The organism is Clostridium mucosae (genome assembly GCF_024622765.1).
In the GTDB taxonomy this organism is placed as follows: Bacteria; Bacillota; Clostridia; order Clostridiales; family Clostridiaceae; genus Clostridium.
The window spans coordinates 595417-618831 of sequence record NZ_JANKAF010000001.1; the positions used below are offsets into that span (position 1 = coordinate 595417).

The 23415-nt window shown below is 27.7% G+C and carries 20 protein-coding genes and 1 riboswitch; of the genes, 13 read left to right on the forward strand and 7 right to left on the reverse strand.

The genetic code is table 11. From position 1 onward, the window contains the following. Window positions 1–81: 81 nt before the first annotated feature. Window positions 82–900 carry a MerR family transcriptional regulator gene (locus NSA50_RS03000; protein ID WP_257442847.1) on the reverse strand — a complete coding sequence of 273 codons (819 nt, stop codon included), beginning with the start codon at window positions 898–900 and terminating at the stop codon, window positions 82–84. A 108-nt stretch (window positions 901–1008) separates the two neighbouring features. On the opposite strand from NSA50_RS03000, the gene NSA50_RS03005 reads away from it, so the two are divergent. From NSA50_RS03005 to NSA50_RS03020, 4 genes are all read left to right on the forward strand, one after another. After that, entirely contained in the window at window positions 1009–2736 is a 1728-nt protein-coding gene (locus NSA50_RS03005; protein WP_257442849.1) for an ABC transporter ATP-binding protein, read from the forward strand. 4 nt (window positions 2737–2740) lie between these two features. Further along, a complete protein-coding gene (locus NSA50_RS03010) occupies window positions 2741–4582 on the forward strand; it encodes an ABC transporter ATP-binding protein (RefSeq protein ID WP_257442851.1) in 1842 nt (613 codons plus the stop codon). Window positions 4583–4764: 182 nt separating this feature from the next. Next, window positions 4765–6186, forward strand: coding sequence for a hypothetical protein (locus NSA50_RS03015; RefSeq protein WP_257442853.1), 1422 nt, complete (start codon window positions 4765–4767; stop codon window positions 6184–6186). 477 nt (window positions 6187–6663) lie between these two features. Next, window positions 6664–8304: a peptide ABC transporter substrate-binding protein gene (locus NSA50_RS03020; RefSeq protein ID WP_257442854.1), complete on the forward strand. Its 1641-nt coding sequence runs from the start codon at window positions 6664–6666 to the stop codon at window positions 8302–8304. Between the two features lie 195 nt (window positions 8305–8499). Here NSA50_RS03020 and NSA50_RS03025 read toward each other — a convergent pair whose 3' ends face one another. The 4 genes from NSA50_RS03025 to NSA50_RS03040 form a co-directional block, all read right to left on the reverse strand. Further along, on the reverse strand, window positions 8500–8862 hold the full coding sequence (locus tag NSA50_RS03025; RefSeq protein ID WP_257442856.1) for a DUF2085 domain-containing protein: 363 nt from the start codon (window positions 8860–8862) through the stop codon (window positions 8500–8502). Window positions 8863–8884: 22 nt separating this feature from the next. After that, window positions 8885–9178: a zinc ribbon domain-containing protein gene (locus NSA50_RS03030; protein ID WP_257442858.1), complete on the reverse strand. Its 294-nt coding sequence runs from the start codon at window positions 9176–9178 to the stop codon at window positions 8885–8887. 277 nt (window positions 9179–9455) lie between these two features. Continuing rightward, window positions 9456–9776, reverse strand: coding sequence for a hypothetical protein (locus tag NSA50_RS03035; RefSeq protein ID WP_257442860.1), 321 nt, complete (start codon window positions 9774–9776; stop codon window positions 9456–9458). 49 nt (window positions 9777–9825) lie between these two features. Continuing rightward, window positions 9826–10149: a hypothetical protein gene (locus tag NSA50_RS03040; protein ID WP_257442862.1), complete on the reverse strand. Its 324-nt coding sequence runs from the start codon at window positions 10147–10149 to the stop codon at window positions 9826–9828. A 167-nt stretch (window positions 10150–10316) separates the two neighbouring features. Between NSA50_RS03040 and NSA50_RS03045 the strand changes: the two genes are divergently transcribed. From NSA50_RS03045 to NSA50_RS03070, 6 genes are all read left to right on the forward strand, one after another. Continuing rightward, complete coding sequence (locus NSA50_RS03045; protein ID WP_257442864.1) at window positions 10317–10481, forward strand: hypothetical protein; 165 nt, start codon at window positions 10317–10319, stop codon at window positions 10479–10481. Between the two features lie 151 nt (window positions 10482–10632). After that, window positions 10633–10748: riboswitch (FMN riboswitch) on the forward strand. 216 nt (window positions 10749–10964) lie between these two features. Further along, on the forward strand, window positions 10965–12053 hold the full coding sequence (gene ribD / locus NSA50_RS03050; RefSeq protein WP_257442866.1) for a bifunctional diaminohydroxyphosphoribosylaminopyrimidine deaminase/5-amino-6-(5-phosphoribosylamino)uracil reductase RibD: 1089 nt from the start codon (window positions 10965–10967) through the stop codon (window positions 12051–12053). Between the two features lie 4 nt (window positions 12054–12057). Next, complete coding sequence (locus tag NSA50_RS03055) at window positions 12058–12723, forward strand: riboflavin synthase (RefSeq protein ID WP_195263165.1); 666 nt, start codon at window positions 12058–12060, stop codon at window positions 12721–12723. 12 nt (window positions 12724–12735) lie between these two features. After that, the gene (locus tag NSA50_RS03060) at window positions 12736–13932 is read left to right on the forward strand and encodes a bifunctional 3,4-dihydroxy-2-butanone-4-phosphate synthase/GTP cyclohydrolase II (protein ID WP_257442870.1); all 1197 of its coding nucleotides are present in this window, start codon (window positions 12736–12738) and stop codon (window positions 13930–13932) included. A gap of 20 nt (window positions 13933–13952) precedes the next feature. Further along, window positions 13953–14414 carry a 6,7-dimethyl-8-ribityllumazine synthase gene (gene ribH, locus NSA50_RS03065; RefSeq protein ID WP_195263163.1) on the forward strand — a complete coding sequence of 154 codons (462 nt, stop codon included), beginning with the start codon at window positions 13953–13955 and terminating at the stop codon, window positions 14412–14414. Between the two features lie 89 nt (window positions 14415–14503). Continuing rightward, entirely contained in the window at window positions 14504–14878 is a 375-nt protein-coding gene (locus tag NSA50_RS03070) for a hypothetical protein (protein ID WP_257442872.1), read from the forward strand. A gap of 114 nt (window positions 14879–14992) precedes the next feature. Here NSA50_RS03070 and hisS read toward each other — a convergent pair whose 3' ends face one another. Together hisS and NSA50_RS03080 are read right to left on the reverse strand one after the other, a co-directional pair. Beyond that, entirely contained in the window at window positions 14993–16291 is a 1299-nt protein-coding gene (hisS, locus tag NSA50_RS03075) for a histidine--tRNA ligase (protein ID WP_257442874.1), read from the reverse strand. 414 nt (window positions 16292–16705) lie between these two features. Beyond that, on the reverse strand, window positions 16706–17965 hold the full coding sequence (locus NSA50_RS03080) for a helix-turn-helix domain-containing protein (RefSeq protein ID WP_257442876.1): 1260 nt from the start codon (window positions 17963–17965) through the stop codon (window positions 16706–16708). 191 nt (window positions 17966–18156) lie between these two features. On the opposite strand from NSA50_RS03080, the gene NSA50_RS03085 reads away from it, so the two are divergent. From NSA50_RS03085 to mutS, 3 genes are all read left to right on the forward strand, one after another. Next, the gene (locus tag NSA50_RS03085; protein ID WP_195263143.1) at window positions 18157–18894 is read left to right on the forward strand and encodes an SDR family NAD(P)-dependent oxidoreductase; all 738 of its coding nucleotides are present in this window, start codon (window positions 18157–18159) and stop codon (window positions 18892–18894) included. Window positions 18895–19200: 306 nt separating this feature from the next. Continuing rightward, window positions 19201–20358 carry a flagellin lysine-N-methylase gene (fliB, locus tag NSA50_RS03090; protein WP_257442877.1) on the forward strand — a complete coding sequence of 386 codons (1158 nt, stop codon included), beginning with the start codon at window positions 19201–19203 and terminating at the stop codon, window positions 20356–20358. Window positions 20359–20570: 212 nt separating this feature from the next. Further along, window positions 20571–23390, forward strand: coding sequence for a DNA mismatch repair protein MutS (mutS, locus tag NSA50_RS03095; protein ID WP_257442878.1), 2820 nt, complete (start codon window positions 20571–20573; stop codon window positions 23388–23390). The last annotated feature ends 25 nt before the right edge of the window (window positions 23391–23415 follow it).

Here is a 23415-nt window from a genome sequence, read left to right on the forward strand (position 1 = left end):
ACAAAATTTATATAGTATATTACTTCAAAACTACCAGCTATTTATGCAAAAACAGTCGGTAGTTTTGTTTTTACCACAAAACTACCGATCATCACTCTCCACCATTATTTCTATTTTAACGCAGTACTTACTTTCATCTTTAGTTGAAAGTTCGTTTAGGGGATATTCCTCATAGGCATCACTACAAATACGCAAATTATTTTCTTTAATAAATTTATATAATTTTTCATAAAGATCATCAGATTCTCCATAAGCGCATCTTCCATAAAAAACTGCATACTTACCTTCAGGCTTATAGGATTTTTCGTCATCTATGACTTTAAAATAATATCGAATTGCATATAAAGGATTTCCTAATTCAATATCTTCTTTACTAACAATAGCACCAAGGGGATAGCCTATGTCAATTCCATTTTCAGCCGCAAAATTATAAAATGAAATAGCAGATTCATCTTGTGAGTCATCTATAGAATCTTTAGAAATTATTGGGCCTAGGAAAATAGGCTCTTTCTTTTTGTACTCAATATTTATGCTATTTTCTTTATACTTAATAGCATCTTCCGCCATATCTACATAAAGTTGCATAACTTCTAATATACGTTTAAGCTTTTTTATTTCAGTTAATATATGTTTTTTTTGTGAACTAAATAAAGTAAACATTTCTTCTGGAGTACGTATATCGATATATCTTTTTATTTCTTCAATTCCAATTCCAATTTCCCTAAGAGAGATTATTAAATATGCTGTAGTTAACTGATTTCTAGTATAGTAGCGATATCCATTTTCACCACGAAATTCTGGTGATAACAATCCTATTTGATCATAGTATCTTAAATTTTCACGTTTAATACCTGTAAGAGCAGAAAATTCTTTAATTTGCATATTAGATTTATCTTTCATAAGTACCTCCAAATTTTAATTATACTATTGACATTAAAGTTACTTTAAGCTTTATAATACCACTGAAATCAAATTTTTGCAAAATTACTTACATAACGGAGGTAAACTATGAAGTATTTAAAACTATTCCTAAAAGAAAGCAAAAGTAAAGTAGGAATAACATTAATTATGCTTTTTGGACAAGTAGTAGGAACATTACTAATTCCATATTTAATAGCAGGAATTGTAGACAATGGAATTTTGAAAGGTGATATGAATGAGATTCTTCATATAGGGGTGCAAATGATAATAGTTCTTTTAATAACAACAATTGCAGCTGTACTTGGAAGTTATTATTCTGCAGATCTTGCTGCAGTTTTTGGATATTACTTAAGAGATAAGATTTTCCGTAAGAGTCAGGAGTTATCTATTCATGAATTTGATACTATTGGAGTTTCGTCTATGATAACACGTACAACTTCAGATATTTCTAATTTGCAACAGAACTTTGGGTTAGCTTTGCAGCTTATAGTTCCAGCTCCACTTATTATTGGTACATCTATTATCATGACAGCATACACTAGCTTTTCTTTAGCCTTAATACTTATTTTATCTGTGATAATATTTATTGCTTTTTCTGGATTAGTACTTAAGAAATCAATATTTATTTCTAAAAGGGTTCAATCTAAACTAGATCATATTAATCAAGTAATAAGGGAATCTATTACTGGAATTCGTGTTATTCGTGCATTTGGAAATGAAAAATATGAAGAGGGTAGATCAGGTAAAGCTTTTAAAAGCTATGCTACAGATATGATAAAACTAAATAAGCTATTTGCTATATTAAATCCTATAATATGGCTTATAATTGGTCTTTCAATAGCTATTATAGTTTGGATAGGTGGAATTCTTTCCATGAAGGGTACAATGGAAATTGGACAAATAACTGCTGTTACTGAATATTCTATTATTACATTAAGCTATTTAATAATGGCTACAACAACAAGTGTTACTCTTCCTAAAATGAAATCATGTCTTGATCGTATAGAGGAAGTTTTAGAAATTAATCCAGAGATTCAGGATTCGAATATAGAAAAGCAATGTACAAAAGATAAGCATGCAGTAGTTGAATTTGAAAATGTATCTTTCTTTTATCATGGAGCAGAAGAACCAGTTATAAGCAATTTATCATTTTCATGTAATAAAGGTGAGACAACAGCCATTATTGGAAGTACAGGCTCTGGTAAGAGTACTATTGCTAATCTTATTTTAAGATTACATGACATAGACAAAGGAGAAATCCGTATAAATGGTGTGGATATAAGAAGTCTTTCACAAAATGAATTAAGAGATACTATTGGTTATATTCCTCAAAAAGCATTTTTGTTTAGTGGAACAATTGAGGATAACCTAAAAATGGGATATAAAGAAGCAACTAAAGAAGATATGAAGAAAGCATTAAGTATTTCTCAATCAGAATCTTTTGTTAATAAATTGCCTAAAGGGTTACAATCTGAAGTGTCTCAAGGTGGTTCAAATTTCTCAGGTGGACAAAAACAACGTTTATCTATTGCAAGAGCTCTTATAAGAAAAGTACCAATTTATATTTTTGATGATAGTTTTTCTGCTTTGGATTTAAAAACAGATTCAGCACTTCGTAAATCACTTAAAGAAAACATGACGGATGCAGCTAAGATAATAATTGCTCAAAGAGTAAGTACAATTATGGATGCAGACCAAATACTTGTATTAGATGAAGGGAATCTAGTTGGTATTGGGAAACATGATGAACTAATGAAAAATTGTTCTGTATATCAAGCAATTGCTAAAAGTCAAATGAATATAAAGGAGGCTTGATTTTATGAAGAAGGATAAAAACAAAGAAAAAGATACAATGACATTTAGCGAGGATATTCCTCAAAACACCAAAAAGACTATTAAAAGGCTAATGAGACAATTAAAAACACAAAATAAAAAGCTAATATTTGTAGGAATATCTGCATTGCTTAGCAGTGCAGCTTATGCAATTATTCCACTTATTGTTGGATCAGCTATTAATAATTTAGTGAAAGCAATTCGTAATTTTGATGGATCTGTAAGTGTTTTATCAATGGTAACAGATGCACTAGCTATGCCAGTATTAATGTTAGTACTAGCTTCTATTTTTAGCAGTTTTCTTTCTTATGTTCAGCAATATATAATATCTAGTATTGGTGAAAATTTAACTCTTTCATTACGTAAAGAAATTAGTAAAAAATTAAATAGACTTCCACTAAAATACTTTGATTCACATAAAACAGGAGATATTATGAGCAGGGTAACAAATGATCTTGAAAAAGTATCCCTAGTAATGCAAGTTGGATTTATGCAGTTTATATCTTCTTGTTTTACAATTGTACTTACAATTATTTTAATGCTTATATTAAATTTAAAACTATCTTTATTAATTTTTATAGTCCTTGGAATTAGTGCAATTGCAACTAACTATGTATCAAGTTTAAGTCAACGTTATTATGCAGAAAATTATGCTGCTATGGGTGACTTAAGTGGAAAAATTGAAGAAGTGTATTCTGGTAATCGTATTATCAAAGTCTTTAATAAGCAAGAAGATATAATTGAAGAAGTTACTGAGCTTAATAAAAAACAATTTGAGGCAAATAGAAGAGCTCAATTTGTGGATTTTGCTATATACCCAACCATTAGATTTTTAAGTCAGTTAGGTTTTGTAACAACAGCAATTGTAGGTGGAATAATGACACTTAATGGACAAATTTCCTTAGGTGGAATTCAGGCATTTTTACAATACGTAAATCAAGTTTCTGAGCCTGTTACTCAAGCTTCTTATGTTATTATGTCTTTACAATCTGCTATTGCTGGAGCTGAAAGAGTTTTTGAGCTATTAGATGAAGAAGAAGAAATTTCAGATAATAAATTCAATGAGCTTTCATTTAATGAACATCCTATATCTATGGGAAAAGTAGATTTTAAAAATGTAAAATTTGGATATACTGCTGAAAAAACTTTAATAAAAGATTTAAATCTTGAAGTAAAACCAAATGAAATGGTAGCTATTGTTGGACCAACAGGAGGCGGAAAAACTACATTAATTAACTTAATTATGCGCTTTTATGAATTAAATGAAGGAACTATATCAATTGATGGAATTAATATTAAGGATATACCTAGAAATACATTACGTAGACAAATTGGTATGGTACTTCAAGATACATGGCTATTTGAAGGTACAATAGCCGAAAACATTGCATATGGTAGGATGGATGCTACACGTGAAGAAATAATAGCTGCTGCAAAAGCTGCTAGCTGTGACCATTTTATTCGTACATTAGAGCATGGATATGATACAGTAATTTCTAGTGAAACATCAAACGTTTCTCAAGGACAAATGCAGCTTTTAACAATTGCTCGTGCTATGCTGACAAATCCTACAATTATGATATTAGATGAAGCTACTTCAAGTGTAGATACAAGGACAGAAGTAGAAATACAAAAAGCTTTATCAAGACTTATGAAGGATAAAACAAGTTTTGTAATAGCTCATAGATTATCGACTATCCAAAATGCCGATATGATTTTAGTTGTTAAAGATGGTGATATTGTAGAAAGAGGAAATCATGAAAATCTTCTAGCACAAAATGGATTCTATGCTTCTCTTTATAATAGTCAATTTGAAGTGGCAAATTAACTATTATCTTTTTAATTATTTGGGACTTTATGAAGTTATTTGCTCTTTTATATAGAGGTATATTAGATATAAAAAAAAGTAGTTTAATTTAGAAAAATGTATTTTTTTGACTCTTACTCTGTAACTAAGCAAGCTTAATTATCATAATTTATACTATAGTAATTAATAGAGTGGAGAAATACATGATAAACGTAACTCTAACACCACTACACTACATTTATCTTCTTTTTATAGTAGTTATTATAGTTGCTATGGTAAAAAAGAAAGATATATCCCTAATTTGTATATTAGGTATATTCATTTTAGGGCTTATGGGGACAGATTCACTTTATAAAGCAGCTATGGGTATATTTAATAGTTTTGTTTATGCTACAAAAGAGCTAATGCCGACGATATTTATCATTTCTGTTATAACGGCTATGAGTAGTATTTTAATTGATTCTGGTATAAATGATGAAATGGTTTCCCCATTTAAAGGAGTAATTAAAAATTACTGGATTGCTTATTGGGTCATTGGTATAGTCATGATGATTTTATCTTGGTTCTTTTGGCCATCACCAGCAGTGGCACTTGTAGGTGCTTTATTTTTACCACTTGCTAAGAAAGCAGGACTTCCAGCTATAGGAGTAGCAATGGCTATGAATTTATTTGGACATGGTATTGCTTTATCAAGTGATTATATTATTCAAGCAGCACCAAAGCTTACTGCAGATGCAGCTGGTATCCCTATATCAAGTGTTATGTCAGCTAGCGTTCCTCTTACAATAACAATGGGTGTTGTAACAACTGTTGCTGGATTCTATTTTCTTAGAAAAGATATTAAATCTGGAGCAACAACACTAGAATATAAGGTTGAGGATGAAGTAAGCAATAAAGAAGGAAATAAAGAGAGCAATAAGGAAAGTACAAAGCTGATATCATCTAAGAAATTAAGAAGAGCTTTAGCTTTGTTAATTGTAGTGTTATTTGCTTTAGATATAGTTATAATGCTTAAGGCAAACCTTCAAGGAAATGATGCAACAGCTCTTATTGGTGGTACTGCAGTATTTATATTATGCTTAATTTCTGTAATATCATATAGAAAACATTCACTTGAAAAAGTAACAAATGATTTGGTAAAGGGTTTGCAATTTGGTTTTAAAATATTTGGTGTTGTAATACCTGTTGCTGCATTTTTCTATTTAGGCGATTCAGCCTTTAATGAAATTTTTGGTAAGATACTTCCTGAAGCATCACATGGAATAGTAAATGATTTAGGCCTTGCCCTTGCTAATATAGTACCTATAAATTCTGTTGTTTCAGCAAGTACACTTTCAATCGTAGGTGCAATAACAGGGTTAGATGGTTCTGGTTTTTCAGGGATATCTTTAGTTGGGTCAGTTTCACAAATATTCTCAACTGCACTAGGTGGAGGAATAGCAACCCTTACAGCTTTAGGACAATTAACAGGAATATGGGTTGGTGGAGGAACTTTAGTTCCTTGGGCAGTAATACCAGTAGCTGCAATATGTGGAGTAGATCCTTTTGAACTTACTAAAAAAAATTTCAAACCTGTTATAATTGGACTGGTTGTTACTACTTTGGTAGCTATATTCTTAATTTAGATTAAGGCAAATCATGATATTGTAATTAAATAAACTACAATATCATGGTTTTCTTTTTATATGTAAATTTCTAAAGAATATTGGATTAAGAATTATGAAATTGTGTTCATGGGGTATTTTTAATATGTTTTAAATTTAAAAAGGTGATTAATTTTAGCTTATAATTATAAAAAAATATAATGAAATACAGAAAAAAATTGAAATTAAGCATAATTGATAATTTGTATACTGAAATAAGCTTTTTATTAATAAATTAATTATAAAAACTACTTACAATTTAAAAATTTTATATAAATTATTATTTTTTTTGGAAAATACATATTGACATTTTATGTATTAAAGAGTATTATTTGTATAAATAAGAAGAATAAATAAACATTAAATTGTATTTAAATTCTTTTATTTTTAGAAAAGAAATCATTGGGGTTTAATTTATTATTAAATTAAGAAAATAAATATTAAGGGGGAATCAATTTTATGAAGGCAAAAAAATTAAGGAGAATTTGTGCAGTAGCACTAACATTTGCTCTTGGAATGTCTGTATTTGCAGGCTGTCAAAGCAAACAAGAGGAATCAAGAAAATTAATTTATAATTTAGGAGAGGATCCAGAAACACTAGATCCTACATTAAACACTTCATCAGGATCAGGTTCTGTAATTGATAATGCTTTTGAAGGTTTAATGAGACTTGATGAAAATGAAAAAGCAGTTCCTGGAGTTGCTGAAAGCTATGAAGTTTCAGACGACAATTTAGTTTATACTTTTAAATTAAGAAAGGATGCTAAATGGTCAGATGGGGAGCCAGTAACAGCAAAGGATTTTGAATATTCTTGGATTAGAGCTATATCCAAAGAAACAGCAGCAGAATATAATTATCAATTATTTTATATAAAGAATGCACAAAAATTTAATGAAGGTACAGCAACTAGAGAAGATGTTGGAATTGAAGTTGTAGACGAGCATACTTTAAAAGTGACTTTAGAAGCACCAACAGCTTACTTCTTAGAACTTACTTCATTTACAACTTATATGCCATTAAGAGAAGATATAGTTACTAGTGATCCAGAAAGTTGGGCACTAGATCCAGAAACTTATGTTTCAAATGGACCTTTCAAATTAACTCAATGGGATATGAAAGATCAATTAATATTTGAAAAGAATGAAAACTACTGGAACAAAAATTCAATAAAGCTTCCAGGAGTAGTTTATAAATTAGTTACTGATCAAAATACTGCTTACGCTTCATTAAAATCTGGAGAATTTGATATGGTTGATACAGTACCACCATCAGAAATTGAAAGTGGCAAAGCAGAAGGATTAGTTACAATCCATCCAAACCTAGGAAATTACATGTTGGTATTTAATGTTGGTAAACAATCAACTTTAACTGAAGATGTTAAGAAGGTTTTAAGTAATGCAAAAGTAAGAAAAGCTTTATCTATTGCAATTGATAGAGAAGGTATAGTTAATGAAGTTACAAAGGCAAAACAAACTACAGCATATGCTTTTGTTCCAGAAGGAATCTTAAATGCTAAAGGCGAAGATTTCGCTGATAGAAAATACTATGATGCAACAAAGCCTAATATAGAAGAAGCTAAAAAATTACTAGCTGAAGCTGGATATCCAAATGGAGAAGGAATGCCAACTTTAGAATTTATGTATAACACAGAAGGATCTCATAATTTAGTAGCACAAGTAATTCAACAAGATTGGGCTAAAATTGGAGTAAATGTAGAGTTAGCAAACCAAGAATGGAAAGTATTCTTAAATACTAGACAACAAGGTGGATATCAAATTGCTAGACACGGTTGGCTTGGAGACTATGTTGATCCTATGACATTCTTAGATTTATGGGTAACAGGTGGAGGAAACAACGATGCTGGTTATTCAAATCCTAAGTATGATGAATTAGTTAATGCTGCTAAGGTTGAAGCTGATGCAGATAAAAGATGGGATATGATGAAACAAGCAGAAGATATTTTAATGGAGGATATGCCAATAATTCCACTTTACTTCTATAATAAAACAACTGGGGCTAAGCCTGAAGTTAAGGGAGTTAGAGTTTCAATGCTTGGACATGTGTACTTTGATAAGGCATATATAGAGGAATCCAAGTAAAATAATAATTAAAACTAACTATTATTAAACTCAATGATAAGTAATTAAAAAAGTTGTATAAGATTAAGTATTAACATTTAATCTTATGCAACTTTTATTTTATCATTAATCATTTAATCTTTTAATAATACTTATGAATCTTATGTATTTTAAATAATTTAAAATATAAAAGAATAGGTAATCTTATATTATTTTCTAAATGTTTCTTCCAAAATTATAACCACATTTCCATGTGAAAATTATTGATATTATAAATATATTACTTAAAGCATAGCCAAAAAGTAATCCTGTTAAAACTCTTTTTAAATTGTTACTTTCGTAATGAGTCAACAATTGTATAAAGCCATCTAAAAGCATTGGAATCATTAATATTAGATTTAAAAGTATATTTGGATGATAAAAAGAAAATAGAACTGGCGAACAAATCATGCCAATTAGCTCGCCAGTACATCTAGCACATATAGGAAATTTTTTTTTCTTAAAATAAAAAGATCTATCATCTCTACAATGACATCCAAATATAATTGGTAACCATTTAGAGAAAAATTTTTTAATCATTTATTAATAACCATGAAAATTATTAGTAACCATATGGAGCTGAAGCAGCACCTATAATAAAAATTAATAAGTATAATAATATATAAATACCAACTGAAACTAAAGCACCTATACCAGCAGCTTTAGATGTTTTAGGTTTAGTATCTTTCCAAACTAAAAATAAAATTAAACCTACAATTGGAATACAGCATCCTAATAATCCCCATCCAAATCCACCATTATCTACAACAGTAGGTGTAGGATTTGTTGCCACACCACAATGTATACATACTGCTGCATTATCATCTATTTCCTTTCCACAATTCTTACAGAACATTACTTTTCCCCCTTTTATAATTTTATGTAGTTATAAGCATTTGATTAATATAAATTAGTGATATTGCAAAATTATCACTTGCTTTATAAAGATGATTGCATTTAACAATACATTCTATGCTTAAAATTAAAATAAAATCACTTGAAATGTGCATATTTATTGTGGTTTTATTAGATTTTATTAGATGGTGGAGAATTAGGTTGTGAAATTGCAATTTGATATTGAGAATTAAACGTTTTATTAAAAATCATTTTAGCCCTATATACCTAAATTGAATTTAAGATAAAGCTATAGAACCGTCACCAACTACAATTATTTTATAGCTAGGATCTAGCTGAGGATATAATTTAACCTTAGGTGAACTAGGAATTAGTTTTATTGATTGAACTATAGTATCATCTTCATCATAAATAATGATATAAGTAATACCTTTCTCTGATACATTTTGAGCATAATTTATCTCATTTAATGGGATCCCAAGGTCATTTGCATTATAAACACCTTCGGTAAGTGTCTTAGAAGGTGCTTGATATACAGCATAAACAGTATTAAAAGATAATGATAAACTAATTAATATCATAAAAATAAATTTTTTCATAAATTAAACCGCCTTTCAGGTAATTTTACATTATTTAAAGTTAAAATTTTTAAGATAAAAATGCTGATCCTTCACCAATTAATATTATCTTATAATTAGGCTTAAGCTTATGTAATTCATATTTAGCAGAATTAGGTTCTATTTTTAGTGCTTGTATTACTGATTGATTTTCATCCACTAATAGAAAATAAATACTTTTATCACTAGAGATGTTTTGTATAGATGATAAATCTCCACCTAAGACTTTAATAATGTTCTCCACTTTATAAACACCTTGATTAAAAATATTAGTTTGTATTTGAGGCTCAGCTTTAACAATGTTAAAGTTTAAGCATAAAAATATTAAAAGAGTACATAGAAATTTTTTCATCATAATAACCACCTTTCATCGTTAGTTTGGCTATAGAATAATTTAAATATACAAATCACGGTCTATTGTTATAAAATTATATAATTATAGTAATATAATAAGGTAATATCAGTTTAATATTATTTGAAAATAAAATAAATAATGTAAGATTTATTGGTAAGGTGATAAAAATGAAAGAATGTAAGTATTGTAAAAAGAAATTAATTGAAAGCTCATTTGAAAATAAAATAGGAATTTTTTGTAGTGAAGATCATTTTATAAGGTATTTAAATAGTTTAAGTGATGAAGAGTACATAAATTTACAAAATAAGTTTTGTGTTTGTAGTGATGACTAGTAAAATATCGAAGCTAAGTACTTTTAAAGCTAATTTAATAGCAACATTATATAAGGTAATGGGGTATAATTTCAAATTGAAATTGAAATTTTTAGAAAATTTACCCTTGACAAATAATAGAATTGATAATAAAATAACAATATAAAATTTAATAAATCTTCAGGGCAGGGTGAAATTCCCTACCGGCGGTAAAGCCCGCGAGCTATTTTAGCATGATTCGGTGAAACTCCGAAGCCGACAGTACAGTCTGGATGGAAGAAGATAATACATTTAAGTGATTTTTATTTATAATTACTTTTATTTGTTATATTGTTAATTTAGCTCTGAAATATCTTTATATTTCAGAGCTTTTTTAATACTATCTTTGATATAAAAATAACAAGTTTTTATTTATATAATTATTTTTATTATTGTATTTTAATGCTCTGAATTCTAAGTTACTCGGAGCATTTTTGTTTTATAAATAAAAATGGGGGTTAAAAGATGGATAAAAAATATATGCAATTAGCTATTGACTTAGCTAAGAATGGAAAAGGTAAAGTCAATCCTAATCCATTAGTAGGAGCAGTTATTGTAAAGAATAGAAAAGTAATTGGACAAGGATATCATAAAAAGTATGGCGGAAATCATGCTGAAATAGAAGCAATTAACAATTCGACTGAAAGTGTTGAAGGTGCAACTATATATGTAACATTAGAGCCTTGCTATCATTATGGTAAAACTCCACCTTGTGTAGATAAATTAATTTCTTCTAAAATTTCTAGAGTTGTAATAGGTAGCTTAGATCCAAATCCATTAGTTTCTGGAAAGAGCATTGATAAACTAAAACAAGTTGGAATTGAAGTTAATGTTGGAGTATTAGAAGAAGAATGTTTTAGATTGAATGAAGTTTTTATGAAGTATATAAAAACTAAAAAGCCTTATGTTGTTTTAAAATCTGCTATTTCTTTAGACGGCAAAATAGCAACTAAAACTGGTGAATCTAAGTGGATTACTGGAGAAATTTCAAGATTAAAAGTACATGAATTAAGAAATGAGTTAAGTGCAATTATGATAGGAATAAATACAGTGCTTCAAGATGATCCAAGTTTAACTTGTAACATTAATAATGGAAGAAATCCTATAAGAATTATAGTTGATAGTAATCTTAGAATTCCATTAGATTCAAAAATATTAAAAAACTCACATAATTATAAAACAATAATAGCAACTACTAAAGATGCAGATTTAAAAAAGAAAAAATTAATAGAAGAACTTGGTGCAGAAGTTTTAATTATAAAATCATTAAATAATAAGGTTGATTTAAATGATTTAATGATAAAACTAGGTGAACTAAAAATAGATGGCATTCTTTTAGAAGGTGGCGGGGAATTAAATTTTTCTGCTTTAAAAGCTGAAATAGTAGATAAAGTAATGATATTTATTGCTCCTAAAATAATAGGTGGTAGAAATTCTAAAACCTCTATTGAGGGGGAAGGAATAAACTTATTGAGTGAATCTTATAAAATCTATAATTTAAAAACTGAAAATTTAGGTGAAGATATATTATTAACTGGATATATAAAGAGGTGATAATTTGTTTACAGGTATAGTTGAGGAAGTTGGAATTATAAAGGAAATTAAAAAAGGACTTAAGTATTGCAAGATAAAGGTACAAGCTAAGAAGGTATTGGAAAATACAAATATAGGAGATAGTATTTCTGTAAATGGTGTTTGTTTAACGGTAATTAGTATGACTACTACTGAGTTTACAGCTGATATTGTCTTAGAATCATTAAAAAGAAGTAATTTAGGAAGTCTTAAAATAGGATCAAAAATTAATTTAGAAAGAGCATTAAGTGCAAATAGTAGATTTGGAGGACATATTGTAAGTGGACATATAGATTGTATAGGTCAAATAACATCTATAGCTAAAGATGAAATGGCTATACTCATAACAATTAAGCCCTCATCGTCTGTTATTAAATATATAGTTGAAAAAGGCTCAATTGCCATCGATGGAATAAGCTTAACGGTAGCATATGTAGATGATGAAAAGTTTTTACTTTCTATAATACCTCATACAAGTAGCGAAACTACTTTAGCTTATAAAAAAGTTGGAGACTTTGTAAATATTGAATGCGACATAGTAGGTAAATATATCGAAAGCTTTATGAAGTTTAATGAAAAAGTTAATGAGAAAGTGATTAAAAAAGAATATAAAATAAATGAAAGTTTCTTAAAGGAAAATGGCTTTATGTAGGAGGGAATTTCAATGTATAAATTTAATTCAATAGAAGAAGCAATTAATGAAATCAAAGAAGGTAAAATGATTATTGTAATTGATGATGAAGGAAGAGAAAATGAGGGCGACCTATTAATGGCAGCAGAAAAGGTTACAGGTGAAGCTATAAACTTTATGGCTACCTATGGAAAAGGCTTAATATGTATGCCAATAAAGAAAGAAACAGCAGATAAGTTAAATATAGGAAGCATGGTAAGTGTAAATACAGATAATCATGAAACAGCCTTCACAGTATCTGTAGATCATATAGACACTACAACTGGTATTTCTGCCTATGAAAGATCTTTAACAATTAAAAAGCTATTAGATGAAAATAGTACACCTATTGATTTTAGAAGACCAGGTCATATGTTTCCGTTAATAGCTAAAGAAAATGGTGTCTTAGAAAGAAGAGGACATACTGAAGCAGCTGTTGATTTAGCAAAATTAGCAGGTTTGAAAGAAGCAGGAGTGATTTGTGAAATCATTAAAGAAGATGGAAGCATGGCAAGGACAAATGATTTATTTAAATTTGCTAAGAAACATAATTTAAAGATTATAACTATAGATGATTTAGTTAGCTATAGGCAAAAAGAGGAATTGTTAATTCAAACAGAAGCAGAAATTGAAATGCCAACTAAATATGGAAATTTTAAAATGTATGGATTTACTGAAAAAGTGTCTGGCAAAGAACATGTTGCTTTAGTCCTTGGAGATATTGAAAATGCTGATTCAGTATTAGTTAGAGTACATTCAGAATGTTTAACAGGTGATATATTTGGATCAAAAAGATGCGATTGTGGTGAACAATTAGATTTTGCACTAAAAGCTATAAGAGAAGAAGGTACTGGAATTTTATTATATATGAGACAAGAAGGAAGAGGCATTGGGTTAATAAATAAACTTAAAGCCTATAAACTTCAAGAAGAAGGATATGATACTGTAGAAGCTAATTTAAAACTTGGTTTTCAACCTGATTTAAGAAATTATGATATAGCAGCTTCTATATTAAAATCTTTAAAAGTTTCTAATGTGAAACTTATGACTAATAATCCTGAAAAAGTCAAAGGATTAGAAGGTTATGGAATAAGTGTTTCAGAAAGAGTTCCAGTCATAATTAAAGCTAATAATGTGAATGATTTTTATTTAAAAACTAAAAAGGAAAAAATGAATCACATTTTATATTAATAAATTTTGGAGGTATAAAAATGAAAGTATTTGAAGGAAATTTAGTAGGAAAAGATTTAAAAGTTGGAATAGTAGCAGGAAGATTTAATGATTTTATTGTTTCTAAGTTAGTTGATGGAGCATTAGATGGATTAAAAAGACATGGAGTTAATGAAGAAGATATAGAATTATCTTTAGTACCAGGTGCATTTGAAATACCATTGATAGCAAAAAAAATGGCAAAAAGCAAAAAATATGATGCTATTATATGTTTAGGAGCAGTTATAAAAGGATCAACACCTCATTTTGACTATGTATGTGCTGAAGCTTCAAAAGGAATTGCATCAGTTTCTTTAGATAGTGAAATGCCAGTTATTTTTGGAATTTTAACTACAGACTCAATTGAACAAGCTATTGAAAGAGCAGGAACTAAAGCAGGAAACAAAGGTTACGATGCAGCAGTAACAGCTATTGAAATGGCAAATTTATTAAGAGAAATATAGTATATTAATAAAGGGCAATCTATTGAAAATTATCCTCAATAACATTAAAATTATATTAAGTTAATTTTAATAATTTTGAGGAGGATATTTTGGATAGAAAGTTAATAGAAAAGATAATCGGGAAGAAGAATTATGTTGATTTAAATGATGAAATATATATGCTAAGAGAAATTACAAGTATTATGAGACAAAATATTCAAAATAACTTATCTTTTGCAGATGAGTTTATAAGTGAAATAAATACTAAGGCTTCAAGGGCTAAAGTAATAATAGATGATATAGTAAAAAGTCTAGAAAATGATTCATTTATTGTAGGATATACTAATAGTAAAAATTATTTACTAAAGTATTTGAAGGATTTTAATATTAATCTAGAAGGAATTATAAAAAATACTAATGATTTTAATTATGATGAATTAATTAAATATACTAATAGTCTTATAGACTTAATATTACTATTCTAAAATATTCATTTAAAGGTTTATTATTTAAATAGGATTAAAAAATAGGGCTGCTAAGACAGCCCTTTAATTTTAAACTTATATTCTACTTTTCTATTTTACTATAGACCATTTGTTTTAAACAATATCTTCAAATTTTACAGTTTCTTGATTCCCAGTAATCATATTTTTAATATTTATAGTCTTATTTGTCTCTTCTTCCTCACCTAAAAGTATAACTTTTGGTATTTCTAGCTTATTAGCATAATTAAGTTTTTTCTTTAACTTATCATCTTCAAAATATATTTCTACAGCTTTTCCAGCTAAAGTTAATTTTTTATATACTTCGCCGCAATATTTTAATGTATCACCAATTGGAATAATTAAATACTCAACTTTTGATGGAAGTCGATAAGTTTCAACAAATCCTATTTCTTTTAAGACGAAGAATAATCTAGTTAAGCCAATTGAAATTCCAACTCCAGGTAAAATGTTGCTAGTGTAGTTTTCTGCTAAGTTATCGTATCTACCACCAGAGCAAATTGAACCATATTCTTCGTTACCAATCAGTAAAGTCTCGAATACTGTTCCTGTATAATAATCTAATCCTCTTATAATTCTTAAATTTATTATATATTCACTATCATCAACACCAAGGATTTCTAGTGTAATAGAAACTTCTTTGAGTTCACTTAATCCTAAAGCAAATTTTTCATCTTGTATATTTAATGATTCTAATTCTTCTAAAACATTCTCTTTAGATCCATTTATATTTATAACTTTATTTATTATTTCTGCACTTTCTTTATTAACTATCTTATCTAGTTCTTCTTTAAATATTTTTTCACCAATTTTATCGTATTTATCGATTAATATCATAACATCAATAGAATTTTCTATATTTAGAGAATTTAATAAAGCAGATAGTATTTTTCTATTGCTTATTTGGAACTTATAGTCTTTTAATCCTATTGATTTGAAAGCCTTTGAAGCTAAACTTATAACTAGAGCATCATTTTTAACACTTAGTTTCTCTTTTCCTATAATATCAACATCACATTGATAAAACTCTCTATATCTTCCTCTTTGATTTCTTTCACCTCTATAAACTTTACCTATTTGATATCTTTTAAATGGAAAAGTTAAATCATTGAAGTATTGAGATGTATATCTAGCAAAAGGAACTGTTAAATCAAATCTTAATGCCAAATTATTAGTTCCTTTTTGAAATTCATAAACTTGCTTTTCTGTTTCTCCAGCACTTTTAGCAAGTAAAACTTCAGCTTTTTCTATAATTGGAGTATCTATAGGAAGACACCCGTTTTCTTCATATACTTTTGTAATTTTTTCTACTATATCATTAAATTTTCTTTGTTCTATAGGTAATAACTCCATAAATCCTGGCAAGATACTTGGTTTAATTTTATAGTTACTCATTTTCATTTCTCCCTTATATTAGTATACTAGTTTTATTATTTACTATTTAATCCTAATAATAAATAGTAGTAATACTATGATTAATTTAAATTTGTATTTCCCTCTAAATTGAAAAGCCATGTAGGCTAATATCCCACATGGCTTACTAAAAATATGATTGCACTTACATATCATAGCCTAGAGACACAAGCCCACTTAAAATAGACTTGCACTCTTTTTATAAGAACAAGTCTCTCTAGCAATGATGACGTATAAATTTGTATAAATTATTTTGTGCTCTCATAGTTATTCCTCCTAAAGTTATTAAATTAATTATAAGCTAATTAATTTCTTTCTTCAATAAAATTATAAAGTTATAAATTTTATTGAAGAAAGAAATGTTAATGTGATTTATATATATTGAAAATTACATAGTCATCTTTCATGATAATATAACGTTTTATATTCCTTAGGTGTTATTCCAACAAATTTTTTAAATGTCTTTGAAAAATGACTTTGGTCAATAAAGCCTAAAGGTGAATAAATATCTACGAGAGATTTTTTACCAGATATAATTAACTTTTTAGATTCTTCAATTCTTTCTTTTTGCATGTAATCACTAATAGATACTCCAACTTCTTTTTTAAATAAATGTGAGAGATAACATGGATTCATAGATGTATAGTCTGCTAATTGAGTAAGTGATATTTTCTCATATAAATGTTCAAAAATATACTTCTGACATTTAAGTATAGCAGAAGAGTAGTTATACATTTTAACTTTGTTTAAATGCTCTGTATAATCTAAAATCATTTTTAAAAATAAATCATTTATATCTTTTATAGTATTAGTATCTTCCACAGCTTCAAAATAAAAATCAGCAAGGGTTAATGATACTTCCCAAACAAGTCCACTTTCTATAGCTGCACGAGATACTATTGATGTATAACTAATAAAAATATTCTTTAGATTTCTTAAAGGGTTTTTAGAGTTTATTCCCATATCACCGTCAAATGTATTGTCTCTAAAAAACTTTATTACTTCTTCTAAATTTCCTTCAGTTATATATTTTAATAATTCTTTTTCAAATTCTTTAGAATGGTGCAATCTACTATTTCTTCTTTTCTTTGAGCTAGAAATATAAAAAGCTTTGCTATCCTTTAAGCTAATATCAATAAGCATTTCATCTACATTTACTACATTAGTCAAATTTAATTTATCATGATAAATAGAATGATAAAGAAGTAATCCTGCATCTATAAAGCTATTAAAATCCATTATAACAATATTATTATAGTAATTAATTAAGCTTTCTCTGTATTTCATTAAGATATCAAACTTTTTCATAATAGAATTAATGGATTTTTTATCAATTTCAGAAGGAATAGTTGGTCCCATTAAAAGAGTTCCACTAATATTATCACTAGTATTTACTTTAATAATAAAATAATTTTCATAATACATTGTTGATTTAATGTTTATAGGAGTATTTTCATCGTTAATAGTTAAAAAATCACTTAAGAATTGCTTATTATTGTTATATAAAGGGTTAGTGCTATATTTATAAGAATATTTAAATAGAATTGCATCATTTGAATTAAAAAAGAATATTTGTATTTTTAACATTCCAAAAGTTTTTTTACAGACATATTTAATATCATCTAAAGACAAAAAACTACTTTTATTAGAAAACACTTACACCACTCCTAAAAGAAGAATAATCAAGATTTAATAACGTAAATATTATATCATACATAATATTCACAAAGTAAAATAATTTTGATATATTATGTAAAACTGATACAAAATTCCAATAATAATACAATAATAAATTTATAAAAGTATTTAATATTAAAGTATCATCAAATGAAAGGAATGATTAATTTATGGGGAAAAAAGTTGCTCTTATAACAGGCTCATCAAGGGGAATAGGTGCAGCATGTGCTAAGGAATTTGCAGCAGCAGGATATAATGTTATTATTCACTGTAATAGCAATGTAGAACGTGCTAAAGAGGTTGCTGATGCTTGCATAGCATTGGGATCTGAAGTTTTAATATGTCAAGCAGATGTATCTAAATATGATGAATGTGAAAGAATGGTTCAAGAGTCAATAAGTAAATTTGGATTTATTGATGTGCTTGTTAACAATGCAGGAATTGAATTTAATGGTTCAATTATGGATACTTCAATAGAAAAATTTGACCAAGTTATGAAAACTAATGCGTATGGACCTTTTTATATGTCAAAATTAGTAGTTCCATATATGATAGAAGAAAAATCAGGTAGTCTTATTTTTATATCCTCTACAAGTGCTTCAATCGGTGCAATGGGAAGTTCAGCATATGCTTCTTCAAAATCAGCTCTTCTTGGATTAACAAAGACTCTTGCAAGAGATCTAGCTCCTATAGGTATTAATGTAAATGCTATTTCTCCTGGAGCTATAGAAACAGATATGGTATCAGTTCTTCCAGAAGAATTAAAGAATTGGATAAAGGGTAGTGTATATGCAGCAAGACTTGGAAAGCCAGAAGAAATTGGTGCAACAGCTGTATTTTTAGCATCAGAAAAAGCAAATTATTTAACTGGACAAAATATAACAGTTGATGGTATTTTCCGCACATGATTGTAGTATAATTAACAAACTATATATTCTTTAAAGTTAAATCAAGAACATATTAAGGAATAAGATTATATTAACTAGTTTTAATTAAAATGATAAAAGTCTTTAAATTGCTTATTTAAGTAATTTAAAGACTTTATATATATATATTAACAAATAATTTTAAATCCATTGATATATCCTTAAAGAATTTACAAACTTATTAAAGATAAATTCTATTCATAAAATATTAAAGCTTGAAGTCATTATTAATGAGTATTAAAATTAGTTTGTTATAGAAATATAAATACATATGATGTGAGGTTAAAAATGAAAATACGAAAGCCAGATTACTTTGATGAATTTGAATGTATAGCTTCTGAATGTGAAGATACTTGTTGTGCTGGATGGGGAATAGTTATAGATGAAGAAAGTCATAAAAAGTATTTGTCTGTGGATGGTACATTTGGAGATGAATTAAGAAGCAAGATAATTAATGAAGATGAAGAAAATGTTTTTGTCTTAAATGGAGATAGATGTTCTTTTTTAAACGAAAATAATTTATGTGATATATATAATAATTTAGGAGCAGAAAGTCTTTGTTATACATGTAAGCAATATCCTCGTTACTTAGAGGAGTTTGGAAATACTCGTGAAATTGGTATATCCTTATCATGTCCTGAAGCTGCAAGAATAATACTAAGAAAATCTAATAAGGTAGAATTTGAATTAAGTGAAATTGATGAAGAAATCACTAGCTACAATGATATTAATCCAATGCTATATATTAATCTTATGCAATGTAGAAAAATAGTTTTTGATATCATGCAAAATAGAGAAATAGATTTAAAAATAAGATGTGCTTTAGTTCTTATTTTTATTAATGAAGTACAAGAAAAAATAGATTCTAATGATATTCAATCAATTAAGTCAGTTAAAGACAAGTATTTAGATAAGAGTTTTATTGAATCAACTATTAATGATATTAAAGAATATAAGGGAAAAACAACTGAAAAATATCTTAATATAAAAGAAGTTATAAAAGTATTTAGAGATTTAAAACATATTAAGCCTAATGATATTTTAGGTTTAGAAGATGCTTTAAGATATTTTTGGCAAAGTAAAGAAGATAAAGATATTTATCTAGATATCAACGAAAAGTTTAATGAATACTACAAAGAAAAAAACTATGAATTTGAACAAATTTTAGTTTACTTTGTATTTAGATACTTTATGAAGGCTGTTTTTGACTATGATGCTTTAGCTAAGGTAAAAATAGCATTAATAAGCTATATAATGATAAAAGAACTATGTGTAGTTAGATATTTAGAAAATAAAGAATTTACAAATGCAGATATGGTAGACATAGCTCATACATATTCTAAAGATGTAGAACACTTAGAAGAAAATATTGAAACCTTAGAAGAATTATTTGAAACTAATGATGTATTTAGCATTGAAGAATTATTAGTTATTCTATTAAACTAAGGGAACTACACAAGATGAAAACTAGAAATTAAATTATAATAAGCTCTTTAGATCATTATATATAAAATTACCTTATCAATTTAAAATTTGATAGGGTAATTTTCCTTTTTAAGTTATTACTTTTTATTGTAGCAACTTTATAGTATAATAGTCATAAAACCTTATGTTTACAAGGTTTGTACTTAAATTTAGGGATGTGAGGTAATAAGAATATGCTAACTCCAATGATGAGACAGTATTTTGAAATAAAAGAAAATTATAAAGATTGTATTTTGTTTTTTAGATTAGGTGACTTTTATGAAATGTTCTTTGATGATGCTAAAATAGCTTCTAGAGAATTAGAACTTGTTTTAACAGGAAGAGATTGTGGTCTTGAGGAAAGAGCTCCAATGTGTGGGATTCCATTTCATGCAGCTTCATCTTACATAGCAAGACTTGTTAATAAAGGATATAAAGTAGCAATTGGAGAACAAGTTGAAGATGTTTCAGCTTCTAAAGGTATTGTTAAAAGAGATGTTATTAAGGTTATAACTCCTGGTACATATATAGAAAACACTGAAGATAGTGAATATAAAAATACATATTTAATGTGTATAGTTGAAGATAATGGCTATTACGGGTTAGCCTCTTCTGATATATCTACTGGAGAATTTAAAGTAACTAGTTTTACAGCAATAAAGGCAAGTTTATTAGACGAGATAACTAAGATATCTCCAAAAGAAATAATTGTAGATATTAATATAAGTGATGAATTATTATCAGAAATTACTTCTATTTCTTCAGCATTAATTACTAAGAGAGATTTAAGTAAGAGTATTTGCACTGAAGAAGAGCTTCTAGAACAATTTTCTGAAGTGTGTACAGCTAACTTAAATGATTTATCTAAGACTGTATCTAAAGCCTTACTAAAATATATATATGATACTCAAAAGATGACTTTAACTAATATAAATCTTTTAGAGTATTATGACATAATTAATTATATGACTATAGATGGTAACTCAAGAAGAAATTTAGAGCTTACTGAAAACCTAAAAGAAAAATCTAAAAAAGGTAGCTTAATTTGGGTTTTAGATAAGACTGCTACTTCTATGGGAGGAAGAGCAATTAGAAAGTGGATTGAAGAGCCTCTTATAATAAAATCTGAAATTCAAAAAAGATTAGAAGGTGTAGAAGAACTATATAATAATGCTTACTTCAATGAAGATTTAAGAAGTTTACTTAAGGAAATTTATGATATAGAAAGAATTGTAGGTAAAATTTCTAATAAAAATGCTAATGCGAAGGATTTAATATCACTTAAGTGCTCCTTAGAAAAGCTACCAGGTATAAAGAGTCATTTATCAGAAGCAACTTCTAACTTATTAAAAGAATGGTATAAAGACTTAGATGAACTTACTGATATTAAAGAACTTTTATCTAATGCAATTTTAGATGATCCATCTATTGCTTTAAAGGAAGGTAACATAATTAAGGACGGCTACAATGAAGAGGTAGATAGTTTAAGAACAGCTAAACTTCATGGTAAGGAATGGATTGCAGCTTTAGAAAATAGAGAAAGAGATTTTACAGGAATTAGATCATTAAAGGTTGGATACAACAAGGTATTTGGCTACTATATAGAAATATCAAAGGCTAATTATAGCTCAATTCCTGAAGGTAGATATATAAGAAAGCAAACACTAGCAAATGCTGAAAGGTTTATAACTCAAGAATTAAAAGAAATGGAAGATAAAATCTTAGGTGCAGAAGAAAAGTTAGTAGCTTTAGAATATGACTTATTTATAGAAGTAAGAGAAGCAATAGAAAAGGAAATTGCAAGACTTAAACAAAGTGCTAGAATTATTGGTAACTTAGATGCTTTATCAACATTATCTTTAATAGCTGTAGAAAATGATTATGTTAAACCTAGCATAAATGAAGATGGAGTCATAGAAATAAATGAAGGAAGACATCCAGTTGTAGAAAAAGTTATTGGGAAAGGTGAATTTGTTTCTAATGATACTACATTAAATTCAAATGATAATAGACTTTTGCTTATCACTGGTCCTAATATGGCAGGTAAATCTACATATATGAGACAAGTGGCACTTATAACTCTTATGGCTCAAATAGGATCCTTTGTTCCAGCTAAATCTGCTAATATTTCTATATGTGATAAGATATTTACAAGAATAGGTGCTTCTGATGATTTAGCAGGGGGAAAATCTACCTTTATGGTTGAGATGTGGGAAGTATCTAACATCTTAAAGAATGCTACATCTAAAAGCTTAGTTTTATTAGATGAAGTTGGAAGAGGAACATCAACATATGATGGACTTAGTATAGCTTGGTCTGTAATAGAATATATATCAAAAAATAATAACCTTAAGTGTAAAACACTTTTTGCTACCCATTATCATGAATTAACTAAACTAGAAGGTGTAATAGAAGGTGTTAAGAACTATTCTGTTGCTGTAAGTGAAATAGATGATAATATAATCTTCTTAAGAAAGATAGTAGAAGGTGGAGCAGATCAATCTTATGGTATAGAAGTTGCAAAGCTTGCTGGATTACCAACTCAAGTTATTGATAGAGCTAAGGAAATATTATCTTCATTAGAGAATGCTTCAGGAAGTAATTCATTAGATGTTACTTCAATTAAAGAAGTTGCAACTGATAAGTTTGAGAAAAATGAAGTAAATAAAGCTACTAACATTAAAGAAGTTGTAGAAGTTTCAGTTACAGATTCAGATTTAGATTTAGACAATAACTCATTAGATAGTGCTAAAGAAGAATCTAATGAAAGTTATATAGAAATAGAAAGTGAACCTATAAATAATACATTATTAGAAGATACTAATATAAAGAAAGACTCTAAAAAGAAAAAGAATTCTAAAGATGAAATTAACGATTATCAAATAGATTTTACAATGATAGAAAAAGAAAATTTAATTAATTCACTTGCTGATATAGATGTTATGGCATTAACTCCTATGGATGCAATGAATACATTATACAAGTTAATACTTGAAGCTAAGAGGGTTAAGTAATTAATTTGATAAGGTAATTAATAGG